The 19,006-nt window shown below is 46.8% G+C and carries 15 protein-coding genes and 1 tRNA gene; 1 reads left to right on the top strand and 15 read right to left on the bottom strand.

Annotated elements, in window-relative coordinates:
- Positions 1–5 precede the first annotated feature (5 nt).
- Positions 6–1,961 (bottom strand): sulfatase-like hydrolase/transferase, encoded by a 1,956-nt coding sequence (locus RB622_RS21555; protein ID WP_308048744.1) that lies wholly within the window; start codon positions 1,959–1,961, stop codon positions 6–8.
- A gap of 113 nt (positions 1,962–2,074) precedes the next feature.
- On the opposite strand from RB622_RS21555, the gene RB622_RS21560 reads away from it, so the two are divergent.
- Positions 2,075–2,147 (top strand) — tRNA-Met (locus RB622_RS21560).
- 75 nt (positions 2,148–2,222) lie between these two features.
- Here the strand turns inward: RB622_RS21560 and RB622_RS21565 are convergent.
- From RB622_RS21565 to RB622_RS21630, 14 genes are all read right to left on the bottom strand, one after another.
- Positions 2,223–3,245 carry a hypothetical protein gene (locus RB622_RS21565; protein WP_308048745.1) on the bottom strand — a complete coding sequence of 341 codons (1,023 nt, stop codon included), beginning with the start codon at positions 3,243–3,245 and terminating at the stop codon, positions 2,223–2,225.
- 47 nt (positions 3,246–3,292) lie between these two features.
- Complete coding sequence (locus RB622_RS21570) at positions 3,293–4,138, bottom strand: SMP-30/gluconolactonase/LRE family protein (protein ID WP_308048747.1); 846 nt, start codon at positions 4,136–4,138, stop codon at positions 3,293–3,295.
- Positions 4,135–5,634 (bottom strand): M81 family metallopeptidase, encoded by a 1,500-nt coding sequence (locus RB622_RS21575; protein WP_308048748.1) that lies wholly within the window; start codon positions 5,632–5,634, stop codon positions 4,135–4,137. The genes RB622_RS21570 and RB622_RS21575 overlap by 4 nt, the downstream gene beginning before the upstream one ends.
- Before the next feature lie 81 nt (positions 5,635–5,715).
- Positions 5,716–6,099 carry a RidA family protein gene (locus tag RB622_RS21580; RefSeq protein WP_308048749.1) on the bottom strand — a complete coding sequence of 128 codons (384 nt, stop codon included), beginning with the start codon at positions 6,097–6,099 and terminating at the stop codon, positions 5,716–5,718.
- The gene (locus RB622_RS21585; RefSeq protein ID WP_308048750.1) at positions 6,096–6,740 is read right to left on the bottom strand and encodes an RraA family protein; all 645 of its coding nucleotides are present in this window, start codon (positions 6,738–6,740) and stop codon (positions 6,096–6,098) included. The genes RB622_RS21580 and RB622_RS21585 overlap by 4 nt, the downstream gene beginning before the upstream one ends.
- A complete protein-coding gene (locus tag RB622_RS21590) occupies positions 6,737–8,005 on the bottom strand; it encodes an MFS transporter (protein ID WP_308048751.1) in 1,269 nt (422 codons plus the stop codon). Before RB622_RS21590 ends, RB622_RS21585 begins: the two co-directional genes overlap by 4 nt.
- Before the next feature lie 51 nt (positions 8,006–8,056).
- Complete coding sequence (locus RB622_RS21595; protein ID WP_308048752.1) at positions 8,057–8,974, bottom strand: dihydrodipicolinate synthase family protein; 918 nt, start codon at positions 8,972–8,974, stop codon at positions 8,057–8,059.
- 17 nt (positions 8,975–8,991) lie between these two features.
- Positions 8,992–10,077 (bottom strand): pyridoxal-phosphate dependent enzyme, encoded by a 1,086-nt coding sequence (locus tag RB622_RS21600; RefSeq protein ID WP_308048753.1) that lies wholly within the window; start codon positions 10,075–10,077, stop codon positions 8,992–8,994.
- On the bottom strand, positions 10,074–10,889 hold the full coding sequence (locus tag RB622_RS21605) for an SDR family oxidoreductase (protein ID WP_308048754.1): 816 nt from the start codon (positions 10,887–10,889) through the stop codon (positions 10,074–10,076). The genes RB622_RS21600 and RB622_RS21605 overlap by 4 nt, the downstream gene beginning before the upstream one ends.
- Complete coding sequence (locus RB622_RS21610; RefSeq protein WP_308048755.1) at positions 10,882–11,820, bottom strand: M14 family metallopeptidase; 939 nt, start codon at positions 11,818–11,820, stop codon at positions 10,882–10,884. Before RB622_RS21610 ends, RB622_RS21605 begins: the two co-directional genes overlap by 8 nt.
- Before the next feature lie 60 nt (positions 11,821–11,880).
- Positions 11,881–13,011, bottom strand: coding sequence for a sialidase family protein (locus RB622_RS21615; protein WP_308048756.1), 1,131 nt, complete (start codon positions 13,009–13,011; stop codon positions 11,881–11,883).
- 39 nt (positions 13,012–13,050) lie between these two features.
- Complete coding sequence (locus RB622_RS21620; protein WP_308048757.1) at positions 13,051–14,226, bottom strand: sialidase family protein; 1,176 nt, start codon at positions 14,224–14,226, stop codon at positions 13,051–13,053.
- Positions 14,227–14,273: 47 nt separating this feature from the next.
- Positions 14,274–15,755 carry a RagB/SusD family nutrient uptake outer membrane protein gene (locus tag RB622_RS21625; RefSeq protein ID WP_308048758.1) on the bottom strand — a complete coding sequence of 494 codons (1,482 nt, stop codon included), beginning with the start codon at positions 15,753–15,755 and terminating at the stop codon, positions 14,274–14,276.
- A 13-nt stretch (positions 15,756–15,768) separates the two neighbouring features.
- Positions 15,769–18,981: a TonB-dependent receptor gene (locus tag RB622_RS21630; RefSeq protein ID WP_308048760.1), complete on the bottom strand. Its 3,213-nt coding sequence runs from the start codon at positions 18,979–18,981 to the stop codon at positions 15,769–15,771.
- Between the last annotated feature and the right edge of the window lie 25 nt (positions 18,982–19,006).

The raw sequence follows: 19,006 nt of genomic DNA on the forward strand, positions 1-19,006 counted from the left end.
AATTATTAAGGTGTTACAGTCAGCTTATCGTCCAGCATTCGGTTAATATATTGCTGTGCAAAAGCCTTCACCTGTAATTCCATTGGGCCTTGTATGGCGGGTAATTTATCCTTTAAATTATTTTTCAAGAGCTTATCTTCCTGATAATTATACAAACCTACGGTTTTCTGTCCATCAAATTGCAATATATATGGACCATTGAACCATTGATATACACCATCGTAGTTTACCGCGAAGTTAATCGGCGGTTTTTTGAAGATGTTTTTACCAAACGCAAAATAGGGTTTATCGTAGTTGAGGTAACTTAAAACCGAGGGCATAATATCGATTTGCTGCACCAGTGTGGACGTATCGCGGCCCGCCAGTGTGCTGTCGCCCGGGGCATAAAAAATAATCGGTATAGAGAAATTCCCAGCCGAAGTTTGGTATTCAGGGTAATGTGCAAATGTTGCAGCGTGATCTGCGGTGATGATAAACAGCGTATTTTTATACCAGGGCATCGTCTTCGCTTTAGCAAAAAACTTTTTCAGTGCGAAATCCGAATAACCCATGGTCTGATAAACCGGCAGCGGTCCCTTGGGGAATTTACCTTCATAGCGCTCCGGCACTTTATACGGGTCATGCGACGAAACCGTAAACATCGTGCTCATGAAAGGTTCCTTGAAGGTCTCCATTTCATTTGCCCAGAACTGCAAAAATTCTTCATCCCAGATTCCCCAGATACCGTCGTAGTCTGCGTCGTTGTTATACTCCGTTTTGCCATAATATTTTTCAACGCCGATCAGATTCACAAAAGCCTGGAAACCCATCGACCCGTTCGGAGCTCCGTGGAAGAAGGATGTTGAATAGCCTTTTGATCTTAATATTTCCGGGAAACTTGGCAGTTTGTTATCCGTATAGCGCATCGTCACGAACGGCTCCTTGATACCCGGAATGCTCGTTAAAACCGACGGAATCGCTTCAATCGACTTCGCCCCATTGGCAAAGGAATACCAGTTCACCTTGCTGTGCTGCATCAGCGAGTCGACAAATGGGGTATAACCCTTGTAAGTCCCGTTTTCAAGATGCCGGTTGTAGCCGCCCACCATCTCTTTTCCAAAACTTTCCCAGATCAGAATCACGACATTCATGGGTTTGAAAGTCGGCTGACCTGCCTCAGGCGTATGTACGGGATTGAAAACTTTATCCGCATCGGCATATCCGGCAAAATATTTCGCACGTTCATAATCGCTTCTGCGAAGCGTTTTATAAATGCAAAACGGCGTATTGAGCACAATGAACATTTCTTTGGGTTTCTGCACATATTCACCGGCATTACTCAGCGTAATAGGCCGGATGCTATGCGCAAATCCTCCGCGGACGCCACCAATAAACAGGTAAACGATTGCGCCCATCCAGGCTGCATGCACGAGAAAAAATCCCCACCAGGGTAATTCCGGACGACTTCCAACCCTGATCATCTTCGTGATCTTAACCAGCGAAATCACCAGCAGAACCCATATCACGGCAACATACCAATACCGCACAATGAACCCACCGAAAAGCGCTCCCATGTTATCCTGATTGGAAAATTCCTTCAGGACTGACCAGGTTGTCCGTTTGATCGTAAAACGATAATAGATAAAATCCATGCAGTTTGCCATTAAGGCAATGCTGTTGGTCACGATAAAAAGATAGTCAAGAAATTTCTGGTAGCCCTTCCGGTATTTAAACGTGAAAGGAAGGCACATTAAAAAAATGAAAAGAATATTGGTGTAAAAAACGGCGACGATGTCAAATTTTATCCCACCACCCGTCAAACGCAAAGCATGTGCAAAAGAAATTGCAGGAAAAAAAACAGCGTTGAAAGCATAAAATAAAATGCGGCAAACCATGAACAAAATCATGACCCAAAGTATCCTAAACAGCAGTACAACGTGAATACGCCCCCTTAACGCGGCGGGTGACAAAGAAAAATTCATATATAATTGGCAGGTGTCAGAAGGTCGATGAAAATATTTTTTTAATCTTTTTACAAAAATAGTTGTTTTTATTGAAACATTAGTCGTATGTTTGCACTCCAATTCAACGACACCGCGGGATGGAGCAGTTGGTAGCTCGTTGGGCTCATAACCCAAAGGTCGCTGGTTCGAGTCCAGCTCCCGCTACAACGAAGAAGCCTAATCAATTCAAATTGATTAGGCTTTCTTCTTTTACGGCTGGATGAATTCTATAACAGGTCCTCAACGAACCCCCACAACTGTTGGCGTTCGTATTCCTGCTTTAACCTCTCCACTCACATAAAACCATTGATCCTGGAAAAATACCACAGGCAGGGTCACCCGTGAAAGTATCTTGTTTTGTTCACCAATGTACTCCCAGCTATCGGTTTCCGGGAAATAATATAGCAAGCTCTTTGTGATTCCCGGATGGGTTGCCGGATTCCTGTATTGTGCAGTTACGGCATCTACCCCACCCCAGAACAAAAACTTGTCTTGCAACACCGGAAGTAAACTGCCACCGGCCGACATACCTCTGGGCATTGACGCCAGTTCTTCCCAGTGTGCCGTCCATCCTCTCGCACTTTTTTCAAGCGTCATCCGGTAGCTATCCAGCAAAATGGATCTAAACTTCTCTTTTTTTGAATTGAAACCCACGGTCTCCCCACCAAACATATAACCTTGTCCTTTATAAAAGCTACAAACCGGAAAGATCCGTTCAGGTCCCGGCCATGCCTCCAATTCGAGCCAGCCTGCCGACAAATCTGTGAGATCGAGCCCATAGCACTTTTTTAACGCGGAGCCGGCAGGAGACTCATTTCCTCCAAATACAACGATCACATCACCCAGGAGTCCTCCGCCCATGTTGGCAAGTGTGATCGGCAGATCAGGATAATCCGAGTACAGGACTTTTTTACCATCCCATTCATAGCCCTTTACATGGCGGAAATGTCCGTTTTCATGGCTCCCTCCCACCAGGATCACTTTATTTTTGTAAGACACCGAAACACCATATCCTCCCGGGAACGGCATCTTTTCCTTTGCTTTCACCCAGGTACTGCCATTTTTCAGCACATAAATGTCATCATACCATTTCTTTTTGCCTCCTTCCCAAGGATATTTATCGGGAAAGTTGGCTCCGCCCATGGCAATCAGCGCATCGTTGCTCACACCGGCATACATGCCGGCAAAGCCCTGCTGATCGGGAAGGTCAGGTAAAGCACTCCATTTTACTGCCGTCTGTGCAACGGCATGTTCTGTAATCATGATAATCAATAAAAAACGCCAGCATTTTAAAAAATAATTCATAGCCTTCACTCTTTGTCGTGAAAATAAACGGTCAGTTCAAAAACAGCACCCGGCCCTGGCTCGCCGTATCCGCCGGTAACCAACAGGGTTTTAATTTGAGGTGCATCGGCGATAAAACAAAGATTACTCGTCAAAGGCAAGGAAGTTTCTACACTTTGCAGGAGAACCCCATCCGGGGAAATTACCTGCACCATACCCATACCATAATGGGCCACCCACAAACGGCCTTCCTGGTCCATGGCCAAACCATCCGGTAAATTGTCCGTCATTACTCCGGATGTATGACGGGGCAGCTCCACAAAAACTTCCACGGCCTTTTTGGTGATTCCAGGCGCACTTAATTCAATACGTAGGATGCGGTTCCTGAAGCTTTCTGCGACAAACAAGTATTTTTCATTCCGTGAAAGTACCAGACCGTTGGCATAATCTATCCCCTCCGCCAGAAGATATTCGCCTCCGTCATAACCTTTAAAAAAGACCTTCCCATTTTCCCGAATCGAATCGGTAAAGTATACGTTACCCCGCGAATCGGCAACCAGGTCATTGGGCGTACTAGCCTTTACACCCGCGCAAACGCCTTCGACGAGATATCCCATAAAATTTCCGGAAGGACTGTACCGGCTTATGGCCGAAGATCCGCTATCGCAAAACCAGTGCTCGCCGTTGGCCAAAATGATCTGTCCATTGGGGCAAGGCGCCTTAGCCCATTCACTGTAATGCCCGTCCACATCGTATTTCCCAATCATTCCGCCGGACAATGTTGAGAAAAAAAAATCTCCGTCTTTTCCCACGGCCGGTCCTTCGGTGTAGTAGGGAAGATCCAGCAGTTTCCTCGTTACGTAACTATTCATAAATCTCCAGATTCAAATGGGAACATGGGTTTCCTTCTGTTGTGATAGGTAAACAGCGTCATATCCGCCTGAGTTACACCGGGTGTATCGACTTGCACAATGGATGGGCAAACCTCTTTGTATGCCGCGATGGGCGCATTTACGCCTTTGGCCACGATAACTCCGAAAGAACCCGGATCAAGACCAAAGCCCGTGAGCTGCCCCAAACTATATGGTGGCGTTCGGTGGGTCGTTAGCATGATCACATTGCCTTTCAGCGTTTTCACAATGGCCGTGGGGCCCATGTCATAGCCCGAAAAACCGCCGTGTTTTGGTGTATTTTCAGTAAATTTTCCATCCACCAGTTGTAAAAGTTCGGCCCCGACACGACAGATTTTGTCAACCCCTGCAATACTGAGTTCAAAAAAGTCGTCGGCTTTGTATTTTGCCGACTGCAAAACTGCCTGCGGATCATGAATGCAAATAAATGCCTGACTGGCAGTCTCCTCTTCCAGTGCTTCAAGCAGGAAAGTGCTGTTGCCGGGTGCGCCACCTCCTACGTTATCGCCCATATCCAGCATAAGAACCGGCTTGGGTAAACTGGCAAGTGTAGACATCACGGACCCAATTGAAACTTTTTCACCACTGAAGTCTTCTTTTCCGGCCAATATAAAACCAGCCAGTTCATCGGCACATGCCTTGTTTATAGCTATTGCATTGTCATTTACTCTCCCATCACTAACGATAATAAAAGCAGAACCCATTTCAACGACATCGGCATAGGGAAATCCCAGTATTACACTCACAGACAAAAGGTTATTATCCAACCGGACATTATCGGCATGAACATACAGGCTCCTGCAAGGGTCTTGCGAAGTATACTGCTGTTCAATACTGATTGCCAAAGGAAGCTGTACCAATTGCTGCACAGGCCGGATATTTCCCCTTAATGTTTCTACCATCCAACCCGCAGCCTTGCGTCCCGTTTCTTTTTGATCAATATGGGGATTTGTCGCATAGGCCACCAGTGCATTGGTGGCTGATGTCATCGCTTCACTCACATTGGCGTGCGGATCAAGGGTGCCGATCATGGGTATTGAGCTTCCCATTTTTTCACGCAGTAGGCTCAGCCAATGCCCATCCATATCCGGATAACCTGCTGCCACACCTGCACCGTGGGGAACAACGATACAGCCGTCCACAACACCTGCCTGATCCAGCGCCTCCATCATGGCCTGCACGATGTATTCGTAAGATGCCTTCTCAATAAGACCGCCCGGCGTTGCAGATGCATACAACACCGGCACGAGTTCCATGTCGGAACAACCGTCGAGTACTTCTATTATGCCGCTGATCTCGTGGTGGCCCCCTTCAAATCCGGCACGGATGGCTTCGCCTTCCAACCAGTAACCACTTTTAAAATCGTCCAAAGTGGTTGGAAGATTTATAAAAGTATTGGTTTCGTGGTAAATGCCGAGCAAGGCAACCCGTTTGGCATTTGTCGACTTTACTGACATAAATTGTTGCTTTTAGCGACTACTGATAGCCAGCTCATGGCCAAAAGCTATGAGCTAATGGCCATGAGCTGTTGGCTACACTTATTTTCCAATATAAACCACTACATCAACCTCGAACTTAAGGATATCACCCAGACAACCGATCAGGGTAGTTCTGGCCGGAAATGGTTCTTTGAAATATTCTCTGTAAATGGCGTTGAATTCTACCAGATCTTCCTGTTTAGACACATAATTGCGAACCTGAACGGCATCGTCCAGGCTGGCACCTGCGGCCTCAACAATTTTTTTAAGGTTGTCGAAAGAGCGGCGGCATTCCCCGGCAAACGTGTCGGTCACAATCTTGCCTGTATCATCCACGGATGCCTGACCTGAAACAAAAAGATAATCGCCGGCAATAATGCCCGGCGAAAATGGCAAATGGCTTTTAGGGAGGTTGTCTCCCTTTACTACTATTTTTGAACTCATAATACTCCGTATTTTAAATAGGCTTCTGTTGCTTTCATTCCATTTTTTATTGCATCGCGGGTGATGTTTTCAGCGGACACTTTTTCCAGGGCTGCCTTGATCACCTGCTCCTCCAAATGCTGCGGCACGACAACGATCCCGTCCTCATCGGCCATTACCAAATCGCCCGGTGCAAATTTCACACCATCGATTTCCACAACCACGTCCACATCCACCACCCGCTGGCGGTTCTGGCTGTCGTAAGGATTTTTGCCCGTAGCGAACACCGGGAACTGCATATCACGCATCTTATCGATATCGCGTACGGATCCGTGCACGATCACCCCCAAACACCCGCTGTTCCTGGCTGCTGTCGACAAAAGCTCTCCCCAGATTCCTGAACGGTTGGAACCTCCCGCTGCGGCAATCAGAATGTCGCCCGGCTGGCAGGAATCCACGGCCTGTAATTCCAGTTCATAAGGATTTTGATCTGTATCATACATGTCCGTCCACAGGGTCGTTTTACATCGGCCCATAATCTTATTGATACCTGTATAGGCATGAAAAGATGTTCTGGTCGCCTGCTGCTTATACCCAAGCTGGTCAAGCACATCAGATAACACTGCCACGTAGAGTTTTTCTTTTAATTCGTCAAAATTCATATTTTAGATTCATTTGAATTGATTTGCCCGTTATTTCCTATTTTAATATACCATAAGACAACCGTACACAATAACATGATCCCGGAAGCCACCTTGAACATCAGGGAAAGGTCTACCTGCGCATCCCGCAGCCATCCGCCCGCATAAATGCCTAGTCCGCCCACGATACAGCTGAACATATTCAGAATACCATAGGCCGTTGCACGGTAACGGGCATCGACAATCATACTCAGAATTGGCATCATATTGGCATCGGAGAATGTGCGTGTCAATGCAAACAACATGAAACACGCAATCGCAACCGATAAAACCGCTGTATTGCTTGCCAGAAAAATGGCGGGGGCGCCGATCAGTAATCCATACAGCGGCACCAGTATACGTGCTCTTGGATTGCGCCTACTCCAACGGTCGGCCAGGTAACCGCCAAGCAGTACACCTGCCAAAGAAGCGGCATGAAAATACCCGGTAGAGTACACACCGGCAGCACTTTGTGAAAGTGAAAAATGTTCCTTGAAATAAGTGGGAAGCCAGCCTACGACAACCCAACCCACGATACTGATCAGCGACCAGTATAGAATGGCAAGTACGTAGGCTCTTTGGGTAAAAAGCGCTCTGACTGCGTTTCTGAAACCAATATCCCGGCTTTTATCCACGGCTGCGATGGCTCCATTCGCCCCCTTGACAGGATCTTTCAGGGTAAGTACCAAAATCACCGAATAGATAATCCCGAACCCGCCGAATATCGTAAAGGCAAAATTCCAGGAATGATTTTCAGCCAGCCAGCCCCCGACAAAACCCAGACTTTGTCCTATCATCACACCGCCCATATGGATACCGGCCGCCAATGATTTAGTCTTTTCGGGATGATAATCCATGATTAAAGCAAGTGCCGCAGGGATATAACAGGCTTCGCTCACGCCCATTAAGGCACGTGTAGCCAGCAATTCCTCGAAAGTGGTTACCTGCGAGGTAAGCCATGTTACGAGCGACCATACAAACAGACTGCCAATAATTACTTTGCTTCTACTAAAACGATCAGCCAGAAAACCCGCTGCCGGACTTAACAATCCATATATCCACAAAAAAACCGAGGTAAGCAACCCGAACTGCGTATCAGACATGGGTATTGCATCGATGATCGAGCTACGCATCGTCGTAATCATCATCCTGTCAAGATAGTTCAGGCAGCCTACCAAACAAAGCAGCGCCACAACGGTCCACGCATAAGTCGAGGGCTTGCTTTCTAAAAGTTTTTCTGCTTTCATATGGAGTAAGTCAATTCAGGGCGAATATTACACAAAAGATTTATTACACGATCAATGCGCGGCGACAGTGTTGCTGGCGGGTATATAAAACCGGTCAACCTCGTCCATCATGGCAATAATTTCCTGATCCGTCCAGGGAAGCTTATGGCTCATCAATGGTCTTCTGGCCTCTCCGATGGTGATGTTATGGCGCAGTTGCATCGATTTATTGAAGAAGGACCAGGCGTAAGGCAAAATCTTTTCAATAAATTTCTGGAAAGTCAACATAAAATCGACAGCCATCTGTGTTTCGCCATCCAAAAACCGCTGACGGATCTGCTTACACGTAGGTCCAAACATGTTGTAAGTGGTTCCAATAGCACCCACCGTACCGCATAAAGCCGCCTGACATATCAGCTCGTCGGCTCCGCTGAAAAGTTTCCATTTGTCTCCAACCCGGTTTCTGATCGAGCTTATTTCCAACATTTTATCGGTCGTAAGCTTCATTCCTAAAACTTGTGGCAATGATAGTAAATTATCAATCATTTCTCCACTGGCCGCATTTCCGATCTGGTATGGAAAAAAGGGAACCTCAGTCGCCCCGGCAATAAGCTTGTAATGTTCAAATGCCATTTGCGCATTGCTCCCATAATAAATGGGCCCTACCGATGATATTCCGCACGCACCCAGTCCCGCAGCATGTTTAGCCAGACGAATGGATTCGTCTGTGCTCATGGCTCCCACCTGAACCATAACCGGAAGACGGTTATTGACAATTTCGATGGTCGCGCTGGCAATTTCTTTCCGTTCTTTTTCGCTGAACAAAAACCCCTGGCCCGTAGAACCCAGTAAATATATACCATCCAGCTCCTGAACGATCATTAGTTCAAGGAGTTTCTCCAATTCCTTAACGTTTAAAGCTCCGTCGGGATGAATCGGCGTAAAAAGTGCTGGCCATACGCCCTTAAAAATACTCGTGCTGCTGCTCATAGCTTGGTTGATTGTAATTATAAAAATTTTAAAATGCTTTCAATGGCAACTTTTTCATCCAGCGGAGATACCGCCGCCAATGAAAAATTATTTTCTACAGACAACATGTCTTTAAAGCCGCTTCCCGTGATCAGGCACACAACGGCATCATCCTGATCGACCTCCTGCCTTTTTAGCGCTAGGCTCAAACCGGACAGCGCAACGGCGGCCGCTGGTTCGCAAAAAATTCCTTCCTGACGTGCCAGAGCTTTCTGCCAGCCAAAAACCGCTTCATCTGCAACGACATATCCGTTTCCACCCAGTAACCTTACATTCCCGACCACCGCGTCTCCGTCGAGCACATTGGCTACCTGCAGGCCACTCACAGCCGTGGTGGAATATTTTACGGCATTGGCATGAGCCCGCAGTTCTCTGATCGCAGACGCAATCGTGTCATTCCCTTCTGGCTGCACACAGCTTACTTTCGTTGTGGCCGAATTTCCGCCGGTAAGCACACCTTTGGTAACAGCCAGGGTAAGGCCACCACCGCCTGCCGGAGAAAAAATATGGCAATTTTTATCTCCCAGTTCTTCCGCAATTTCATAACCAATCGTTTGTACACCCTGCATGGCCGACGGACAATAACGGTATCCGCTGATGGGCAAAGGAAGTCCTTGTGCTTTACTTATCGTTTCCAGTTCATCGAAAATCCGGGCTGTAACCTCAGGGTCTTTCCCAAACCCTTTCACCATTAAAATATGGGCGCCGTAAAGCTGCATTTGTTTTACCTTCGGCAACGGTGCGCCGTCCACCACAACGATGATACAGATTATTCCCGCAGCCGCACAATAGGCTGCCAATGCCGCTCCGGTGTTTCCGCTGGAAGTCGCAATACAAACTTTCTGGCCCCTGGCTACCATTTCACTTACCAGAATTGAGGCAAAACGATCCTTGTAAGAACCGGTCGGGTTCAGATTTTCGAGCTTAAAATACAGGTTATTAATCCCAAGCGCCTTGCCTATGGATTTTGATTTTACCAAAGGCGTCTGGCCTTCTCCCAGCAGTACACGGTAAGGTTCAGCTACCTGGGGCAGGAACCTTTCATATTTCCAGATTGTGTTCAAAATTCGTTCGGGAATTGTAATTTTTTACTTGAATACTTACTAAAATTCGGCTTAAAGCCGCCGTCGATTACCAGTGATGTTCCTGTGATATACGATGCAGATTCTGAACTCAGCCAGAAAATAGCCTCCGCAATTTCCCTTGGCGCACCACCCCGGTTCAGGGGAATAAACGCTGTAAGATCATTGATCAGCCGGGTACTGATGTTTTCCCCGTCCGACGCTTCATAATCATTGCTCAGTGAAGTTTCTACATAACCCGGACAAACGCTTACCACCCTTATCCCGCTTCTTCCGTAGGTTACAGCGAGCTCCCTTGTAAGGCTTTCCAAACCTCCTTTGGCTGCAATATAACCGGAAGCCATTCCCGATGGACGTTCCGACATCACGCTGGATACATTGATAATTACACCGCCATGCCCGGTTTGTTCCATCACAGCAGCAGCCCACTTGCTGAGAAATGCCGGTACCGTCAGACAGATTCTCAATGTTTTTTCCCAGTCCTCCAACTCCATATTACGCATGCTTTGCAGTGTGCGCCAGGCTGCATTATTTACCAGGACATCAATCCTTCCCCAGTTCTTTACGGTTTCATCGATACAATTTTTCAGAAAACCAAAATCACCCAGGTCGCCGGCGAGCACCAAACATTCCGTCCCGAATTGTTCTTGTATTTCTACCGATACTTTCTGTAAAGCAGCAGCATTGATATCTGACAACGCAAGGACATAACCTTCCTCTGCGAATCTTAAAGCCGTTTCCTTTCCGATACCACCGGCTGCGCCCGTGATAAAAACTACTTTTTTATTATTCATAAATCACAGTTTTTGCAATCTGCTGAACAGGTAAAATTCCTCCCAGAGAATCCCCCTGATTTACTTTTACAATATTGCGTATCAGAAAGGCCAGCCCGTCCATATCCGCGTAAACCGGTGTATAATCACCAGAAACCGGGTTGATGACGCTTCCCCACTTTTGTCCTCTTAAAACCACATCACCTATGCTGACATCCTTTTCAAAAATACCGTCGGTCGGAGAAGGCATTTTTCCCTGCAGAAATCCACTGTCAAGGCGGTGGTCCTCTAACCAGTAACGGCCTTTCAAAGGCAGTGTATCAGGCTGGTTATCGATCATCTGTAAATGTTTCAACAGATTAACTACGCCATCTTTGTATGCCTGTACAACCTGTGTGCGAAAACCCGTTCCGCCTCCGTACTCAAGATATATGGCCGGAATATGCGCATCGCGCGCAATGGACAGGGTTCTTCCTTCTGGACCCGGTTCTGTTCCCCAAACAATGGGCAGGTTAAATGCCATGGCCATATTCCGCTGTTTTTCCAATACGTCGTCAGACGGATGTAACATGTAACCGGCCAATGGTAAAATATCATACATCAGTCCTCCCGTATGCATATCCACGAGATAGTCGGCTTCCCTAATGAGCTTACTGATGTGATAGGCAGTCTGCTCCGTGATACTTCCATTCTCCTTTCCGGGGCATGTACGGGCGAGATCGAGGCCATCAGCTCCACATCTTGCCTGGCTGAGGTAGGCGCTGCTATTGACCACGGGCACCACCATTACCTCTCCTGCCGACAGGATTTCAGCAAGTTCGCTGATCAGCGCAGTTGCGGCCAGCATCGGTTCATACTCGTCACCGTGGACGCCTGCAATCAGCAAAAGCCGCGGACCGGGCCTCCCGCCGGACAACTTTTGATATTTGATAAATTCTCCGTTTACACTCATTTATTTATCTCACAATAATCATTGTTTTAAAAATAACCTTCCGCATGACCCGCCCTTCTGTTATTTCTGATCAAGCATTTTCTGGCTTAACCGGGTAATATTAAGAACGGACAAATGTGTCTTTTTAGATTGGCTTCCAGCGCAATAGCCAAGCAAGACGTCCTTTTTTGTAAAATGAATGGCCGTGTAACAAAACCAGCCGTCCGGGTCTGTTTCTATATCCCTGCTATTGATCCAGGTTTTACCTTCATCCCTGGAAATCGCCATGGTCAGCGGCGTTCTCTTTCCACCATGCCAGCCGGTTTCTCTTATTTTATTGTTATTCCAAACCATCAGCAAATTGCGTGATGACGGAATACGGACAATCGACGCCGGAGAAACGGGCGAATGAATATTGCTGGTTTCGATGTGACTCCACGTTTCTCCCTGATCACGCGAATAGGAAAGCATCTGAAAACCTTCGCTTGCCCGGATGAACATCATCACCCTTCCGTCTTTCAATTCAATGACACCCGGTTCCTGGGTCACGATGGAAGTTGTATCCGGAATCTGGTTCCCCGACTTCCAGGTAATCCCGCTGTCGTCCGAATAATAGCTAAACAATGCCCCTTTATTAACCCATTTGGTATCCGGAGTCCTGTGACGGGCAACAGCCATTAGCAGCCTGCCATTGCCGAGTTGGATCACACGATTGTTATTCAATACAAAGTATCCTTTCCGGTCAGTAATACATGCCGTTGGTTCACTCCATGTGCGGGCTTCATCCGTTGAAAATCTGACCATGGGGATACAATCTGTTTCGGCATTCTTTCTCAGGTAAAACATCGCAATTTTGTCGTTCTGCATTCTCAAAAAAGAAACGGACATGATATTCATATCCCCTTCACCCTTTAAAATTACATCGTCCTTATCCGACCACGTTTTGCCGCCATCCGATGAATATCTTCCGGCCAGAAAAGCGGGAGCGTGATCATCCGTTGACACGCCCGTGTAATGGGTGTAGACAAACAAAATCCGGCCATCCCGAAGGGTAATAAAATCGCCTTCGCTGTTTCTGGGATTATCGGTCCCCGGATTGAGCTGAAGAGCCAGCTCAGGTGACAAAGATTTACCGGCTTTCTGCCCCAGGCTTTGATAAACCGTGCAGACAGCAAAAAGCATGACAACGCCAAACTGAAATATACGTTTCATAAGGATTCTGTTTTTTATCAGGACCTAACCCGCTGTTTGTTATTTTGCGTCAATAAAATCTTTTTCCAGGAGCTTCATTTTCAAACCTCCCTGCATGGTTGTGATCCATAATTCGCCGGGTTTCGCCTCAAAAGCAAACGGATACGCAATCCAGGATTTGACTCTGTCGACATTTTGAAGTTTGTAAGACTTCGCAATTACCTTGGGAGTGCTCCACGTTTTCCCCTCATTATCCGAAAATGCAATGGATAATTCCTCTCTGTGATTGCTTGCCGCTATCTCGGAAAACTGCCCATCACCGCCTCTTAACGGATAAGTATTTTTGCCAAATGGAAAACGTCTGTTCCATAAAAGCACCAAACGGCCGCTTTCCATTCTTTTAAGCAACCCGGGTGCAGAACTTGCGTCTATGGTCGTGGTTCTGATATCCTTCCAGGTCAGGCCCTCATCACTTGAAAAAGCCTCCCAGAAAGTGCCCCAGTTGGTTCTCATCAGCTGCCATATTCTGCCATCCTTTAACTGTGTGATCGTGGATTCCGTTACCCCACTATGATCACCCTTTCCTCCCAGATCGATGATGTTTGACCGTGTCCAGTCCTGTCCGTCATTGAAAGAAGTATAAGTAAGCACGGTATGGTGACAAGGGTTATGGAACATCATCATCGAAGTGAAAACAATATTCCCGTTGCGGGTTTCAATGATGGTCCTGACGGCACCCGTCCAGGTGTTATGGAGCTTTTTAATATCCTGCCAGGTCTTTCCACCGTCCAGGCTTCGGGCCGCATAGGTGGGCAGAATTGCGTCCGGGAAATCCGAAACTTCCTTTTGCCATTGCAGCTTGGTTGCCTCCTTCATATTCATAAAGGCCAGGATCACCACACCGGTTTTGGTCTGAAGCAAAACCCTTTCGCCCGAAATATGGAAAGCTTCGGGTTTGCTAAAAATCTGATATTCCTCCCAAGTTTTACCTTCATTCCTGCTGATAAGACTTTTTGTTTCGTTAACAGTCAGAATACCGCCATCCTGTAAACGGATAAAAGGACCAGTTTGGCCAAGACCTTTCAGTTCCTCCGTGTTTTTAGGTATCCAAAGATCATTGGACGTAATGCTTCCGGTTTTTTCATCGAAAACAACACCCTCCTGAGCCAGGACAAACGTGATATTCGTCAGGATCATCAGCACCGTCAACAACATTTTTTTTGTATGCATCATCATTTAAAATATTTACTTAATCGTTCATTGTGCGGCGATCTGTCCACGCTTCAATTGTAGCCAGGATTTTGCTTAACCTTTGATTCCAGACTTAATGTCGACTCCGGAATCGGAAATAATAAAAGGTAATCCTGTGTATTTCTATCCTTTAACGAGGCTACTTTCTCGAACGCCTTACCAAATCGTAAAAGATCCCACCAACGTTTTCCTTCCAGGCCAAGCTCAAGCATTCTTTCTTTTAAGATTGCCTCGTCATTTGCATCTTTGGTTCCTGAAACAAATTCGTGCATTGCAAAATTGGTCTGATAAGCACGTTTTCTCACCAGATTTATTTCCACAGCAGGATCCTGGCTCATTGCGTTTTTTGCTTCTGCGATCATCAAAAGCACATCAGCATATCGGTAGACAACGTAGTCATCGAGGAACAACCGCGCGCCGGCATTGATAAGGCCTTTAAACTTAACATTGAAGGAGCCAAAAAACTTTCGTGTTCCGGTTACAGAGGAGTAAATCTCCCTAAAAGTGCCATTTTTACGCTGGTCATCACTGGTAAACTGACTGCGAAAGGCCTCAGCGGGTGCCCATGTGTTCAGCCCGGCCGCTACCCCAAGCGCGGCGGACGTTTCGCTGTCCATATCCTTGGGTATGTAGGTAGCCGGAAAGTACATGTTCGCATAGTCATTGTCTGTCACCTCATTTTGTTTGAAGTTTACAGCAAGCAAAATTTCCTTATTTCCCTTATTGGCATACTCAAAAATGCTGCTGTAATTGTCTAACAGCGATACATCTGCCGCTTTTACTTCATTTAAAGCGCCCAAAGCCACGGCAAAATCTGCTTGTCCCCCGGCAAGTCTTTTGGCGGTCCATAAATAAACTTCTCCTTTCAAAGCATTTAGCGCGGGCTTCGACCACATGTTCCGGCCAGCAGCAAAAGAATTATTTGAAAACAAGTCCTTTGCTGCGTCTATATCCTTTTTTATCAGCGCAAAAACCGACTCAACCGGGGCTCTTTCCTTCTGAATTGCTTCCGGACTAAAATCTTCTGTGGGTTCGGTAACAATTGGAAGTGCCCCCCATGTTTTCACCATACAGAAATATACGTAGGCCCGCATGGCGTAGGCCTGTGCCAAAATATTGTTTTTTGACGCTTCGGACGAAAACGGAATGTCCGGTACATATTTGAGGATCAGATTGGCATGATGCACGATCGTGTACATTCCCTGCCAGTTAGGCCCCGCATTGGTGGCATTCAGCTGGTTCAGATAATAGGCATCCCGGCCGTCCAGCCCCTGAACACCACTTCCTACGGTTTCACTTCTTGCCTCGCCCAGAAGAAACAAATTTTTGGTAGCCTGAGCCCGCAAGTTGACATACATACCATTCAAACCTCCGGTGGCATTGTCCTCGGTCTTCCAAAAAGACGCGTTACTGATCACACTCGTCGGTTTCAGGTCAAGGTTATCGCTGCACGAAACCATAAAAATGGCCAGGACCGCTATTTTCAGATTTAAGTATTTAGATATCAATTTCATAATCATACAATTATCAGATAGAAACATTAACTCCCAAAATGAATGTGCGTGGTATCGGATACCTGCCACGGTCGGTACCACCATCCTCAGGATTTAGCCCCTTATATTTCGTTAAATAGCCCAGGTTATTGGCAGTCAGGTTAAACCGGAGATTACTTACCTTCACCTTGCGCAACAAACTCTTTGGCAACTCATAGCTCAGCGAAACCTCTCTCAAACTAAGGAAATCTCCCGATTCGTAATACCTGGAATTCCCGCCATTGGCCGACAATGCCCCTCTGAAAAGGTTGTTCTGTGCGTTCTGATCAGCCCAGTAATATTTGGGAACATCGGTAACATCACCCGGTTTCTTCCATGAACCCAGCGCTTCTTTGGATATCGCAACATCTCCCTGAAACTGGCCTATCATTTGAGCCCGTGGGTAATTGAAAATTGTGTGTCCGGTGGTATAATCCATTCTTACAAACAAATTAATCCCTTTATAGGTAAGCGAGTTTGAGAAACCTCCGGTCCATACCGGATATGGATTTCCTACATACACCCTGTCGGTAGCATCAATAATACCGTTGCCATCCGCATCGAGCCAGTTTACATCCCCGCCGTATTTGGTTTTCCTGGCTCTTGAAATAAGGTTGTCGACTGGCGCTTTTGCTGCTTCTTCGTCGGTTGCATAAATCCCCAGTTGCTTGTAAGAAAACATATCGCCAACCCGGCCGCCTTCCTGAAGACCGCCTTTCCAGGCCAGCGCACCCAGTTTTTCGTCCCAAATCTGTACGCCGCCAATCCGGTTATTCTCATTCAGGTTATCGGGTAGTTTAAGTATTTTTTGTTTCGTTTTGGCAGCATTAAAGGAAACAACCCATTGCAGGGTAGATGATACCGGCAGGATAGCCGCTCTTATTTCAAGTTCTACTCCCTTGTTTTCCAAACTTCCCAAATTCGTACTCACCGCAGCAAAACCGGTAGATTGCGGCAGACTTAGGTTCGTTATCAGATTGTCTGTTACACGACGATAATAATCAAACATAATATTGATACGGTTGTCAATCAGCCCGATATCGGTACCGAAGTCGATCGTTTTTGATCGTTCCCATTGCAGGTTTGGATTAGGTAAAATCGTGTTGGTGATCCCCGCGTTCCCGTTGTACTGCGAACCTACACCGTATTGACCCTGGGATTGAAAGTCGCCCAGCCCGCTAATGTTTCCATTGATACCATAACTTGCCCGAAGTTTTAACCGAAGCAGGTTTTCAGGAATATTCTTCCAAAATTCTTCTTTGTGCAGGTTCCAGCCAGCCGATACGCCCGGGAAAAATCCCCATTGGTGGGTTGCACCAAGATTTGAAGCACCGTCGTATCGCGCACTGAATGACACCATGTATTTCCCATTATAATCGTAATTGATCCTTGAAAAATAGCCCACCAGTACCTGCTGACTTTCCGACCCCGAAACGGAAACCGGTACCGCCGAAGAATTCAGCGTCGGTATCAGGTCCGAAGATGCCCCCTGACCGGCCGCATACAAGCTCACGGTATCCCGCTGAAAAAACGACAATCCGACTTTTGCATCCAGATTATGTCCTTTTCCAAAAGATTTGGCATAAGATAACACCGCATCCGCCTGGTATTGCGTACGCTTTCCGTACGTTCCGGTTGCTGCACGGGTGCTGATATACGACGTTGGCCCGTTGTAATATGCCTCCTGAAATGACCGGCTGTTACCATCGGTTTTATAAATCGACAATTGCGGATCGAATGATAGCCCCGGTAGGATTTCCCAATGGCTGCCTATTGCAATGGAAAGGTTATCGGTACTGTTTTTACCCTTTAATTTATCCAAATGATAAGCCGGATTGCCTATGGATTGCCCCAGACCCGGTGCCAGCGAACCATCTTCGTAGGTATACTTGGTCGTAGGTGCCACGCCGATCGACCTTTCGAAAATACTGTTATTTGAGAAGACCTGATTATTCCCCGAATTGGAATACATCATCCTTCCGAAAAATTTAAGCCGGTCGTTCACATGCAAATCGCCGTTAAGATCAAAAGTAAGCCGGTTGTATTTCGTAGCAATGGCAATACCCTCTGCCTTCATATAACCAAGGCCTGCACTAAAAGTCGCTTTTTCAGAACCTCCTGATAGGGATACATGGTGGTTCTGAGACACACTGGTACGGAATAATACATCCTGAAAATCAGTCCCTTTATAGATAATGGTTTTTGAAGGATCAAGCGGATCCGCCATGCTTTCCCAACCCTCATTGAGTTTGTGCCGGTTGGCATCCGTAAGGAGCTGGGGTGTATAGGCTGTATTTTTGCTGAGGTCATTGCCCGTACCAAAGCCCATACTACCGGTAAGATATGTCAGGTAAGCGGAGTTCCCCGATACCTGTGAAGTAGCAACAACTCCCTGACGCTGGTAGGCGATGTAATCGGCAGCTGATGCCAGATCATACCCCTTAACCAACTGAGAGAACGAATGATTGTGCTGATAAGAGACCCGGATTTTCCCCGCCTTCCCCGATTTTGTCGTCAAAATAACCACACCATTCGAAGCCCTCGCTCCATAAATGGCAGTAGAAGCCGCATCTTTCAAAACCTGCATCGACTCAATCTCCTCCGAGCTGATATCGTTCATGTTAGGTCTGATCACCCCGTCTATAACATACAATGGAGCCGCGCCGTTGGGATTATTGATGGATGTCCCGCCCCGGAGTATCACACGAGGTGCCGCGCCGGGTTGCCCCGACGTGCTTTGTACCCTTACCCCGGCAATGCTCCCCTGAAGAGCAGAGGCGGCATTGGCGTAGGGAACGTTCTCCAAAACTTTAGTATCGAGCTTAGAGATGGCCGAAGTAACGTTTTCTCTGGACTGCGATCCATAACCGATTACCACTACTTCATTTAGATTTTTTTGATCCGGTTGTAAAAAAACATTCACCGTTGTTTGGGCCCCCAGCGTAATTTCCTGAGTCTGGTAGCCTACAAAACTAAAAATCAGTACCTGTCCGGTCCCCGCATGCACGGAATATCTGCCTTCCGCATCCGTATTTACACCCTGCTGGGTTCCTTTGACTACGATTGTTACAAATGGCATCACCGATTTGTCTTCACCAGACCTGACCACGCCGTTAACCTGTTGCTGCGCTAGAGCGCCTGGCACCAGGCCAAACAATATACAGCAAAGGATAATCAATGGACAAACAAACTTCCGCTTTGTTTTCATATACATAAAAGTTCAAATCATAAAT

The organism is Dyadobacter sp. LHD-138, assembly GCF_030929615.1.
GTDB lineage: Bacteria > Bacteroidota > Bacteroidia > Cytophagales > Spirosomataceae > Dyadobacter.

Coding starts and splice junctions, on each gene's coding strand:
- RB622_RS21555 (WP_308048744.1), bottom strand. CDS start 1,961: ATGAATTTTTCTTTGTCACCCGCCGCGTTAAGGGGGCGTATTCACGTT.
- RB622_RS21565 (WP_308048745.1), bottom strand. CDS start 3,245: ATGATTACAGAACATGCCGTTGCACAGACGGCAGTAAAATGGAGTGCT.
- RB622_RS21570 (WP_308048747.1), bottom strand. CDS start 4,138: ATGAATAGTTACGTAACGAGGAAACTGCTGGATCTTCCCTACTACACC.
- RB622_RS21575 (WP_308048748.1), bottom strand. CDS start 5,634: ATGTCAGTAAAGTCGACAAATGCCAAACGGGTTGCCTTGCTCGGCATT.
- RB622_RS21580 (WP_308048749.1), bottom strand. CDS start 6,099: ATGAGTTCAAAAATAGTAGTAAAGGGAGACAACCTCCCTAAAAGCCAT.
- RB622_RS21585 (WP_308048750.1), bottom strand. CDS start 6,740: ATGAATTTTGACGAATTAAAAGAAAAACTCTACGTGGCAGTGTTATCT.
- RB622_RS21590 (WP_308048751.1), bottom strand. CDS start 8,005: ATGAAAGCAGAAAAACTTTTAGAAAGCAAGCCCTCGACTTATGCGTGG.
- RB622_RS21595 (WP_308048752.1), bottom strand. CDS start 8,974: ATGAGCAGCAGCACGAGTATTTTTAAGGGCGTATGGCCAGCACTTTTT.
- RB622_RS21605 (WP_308048754.1), bottom strand. CDS start 10,889: ATGAATAATAAAAAAGTAGTTTTTATCACGGGCGCAGCCGGTGGTATC.
- RB622_RS21610 (WP_308048755.1), bottom strand. CDS start 11,820: ATGAGTGTAAACGGAGAATTTATCAAATATCAAAAGTTGTCCGGCGGG.
- RB622_RS21615 (WP_308048756.1), bottom strand. CDS start 13,011: ATGAAACGTATATTTCAGTTTGGCGTTGTCATGCTTTTTGCTGTCTGC.
- RB622_RS21620 (WP_308048757.1), bottom strand. CDS start 14,226: ATGATGATGCATACAAAAAAAATGTTGTTGACGGTGCTGATGATCCTG.
- RB622_RS21625 (WP_308048758.1), bottom strand. CDS start 15,755: ATGAAATTGATATCTAAATACTTAAATCTGAAAATAGCGGTCCTGGCC.
- RB622_RS21630 (WP_308048760.1), bottom strand. CDS start 18,981: ATGAAAACAAAGCGGAAGTTTGTTTGTCCATTGATTATCCTTTGCTGT.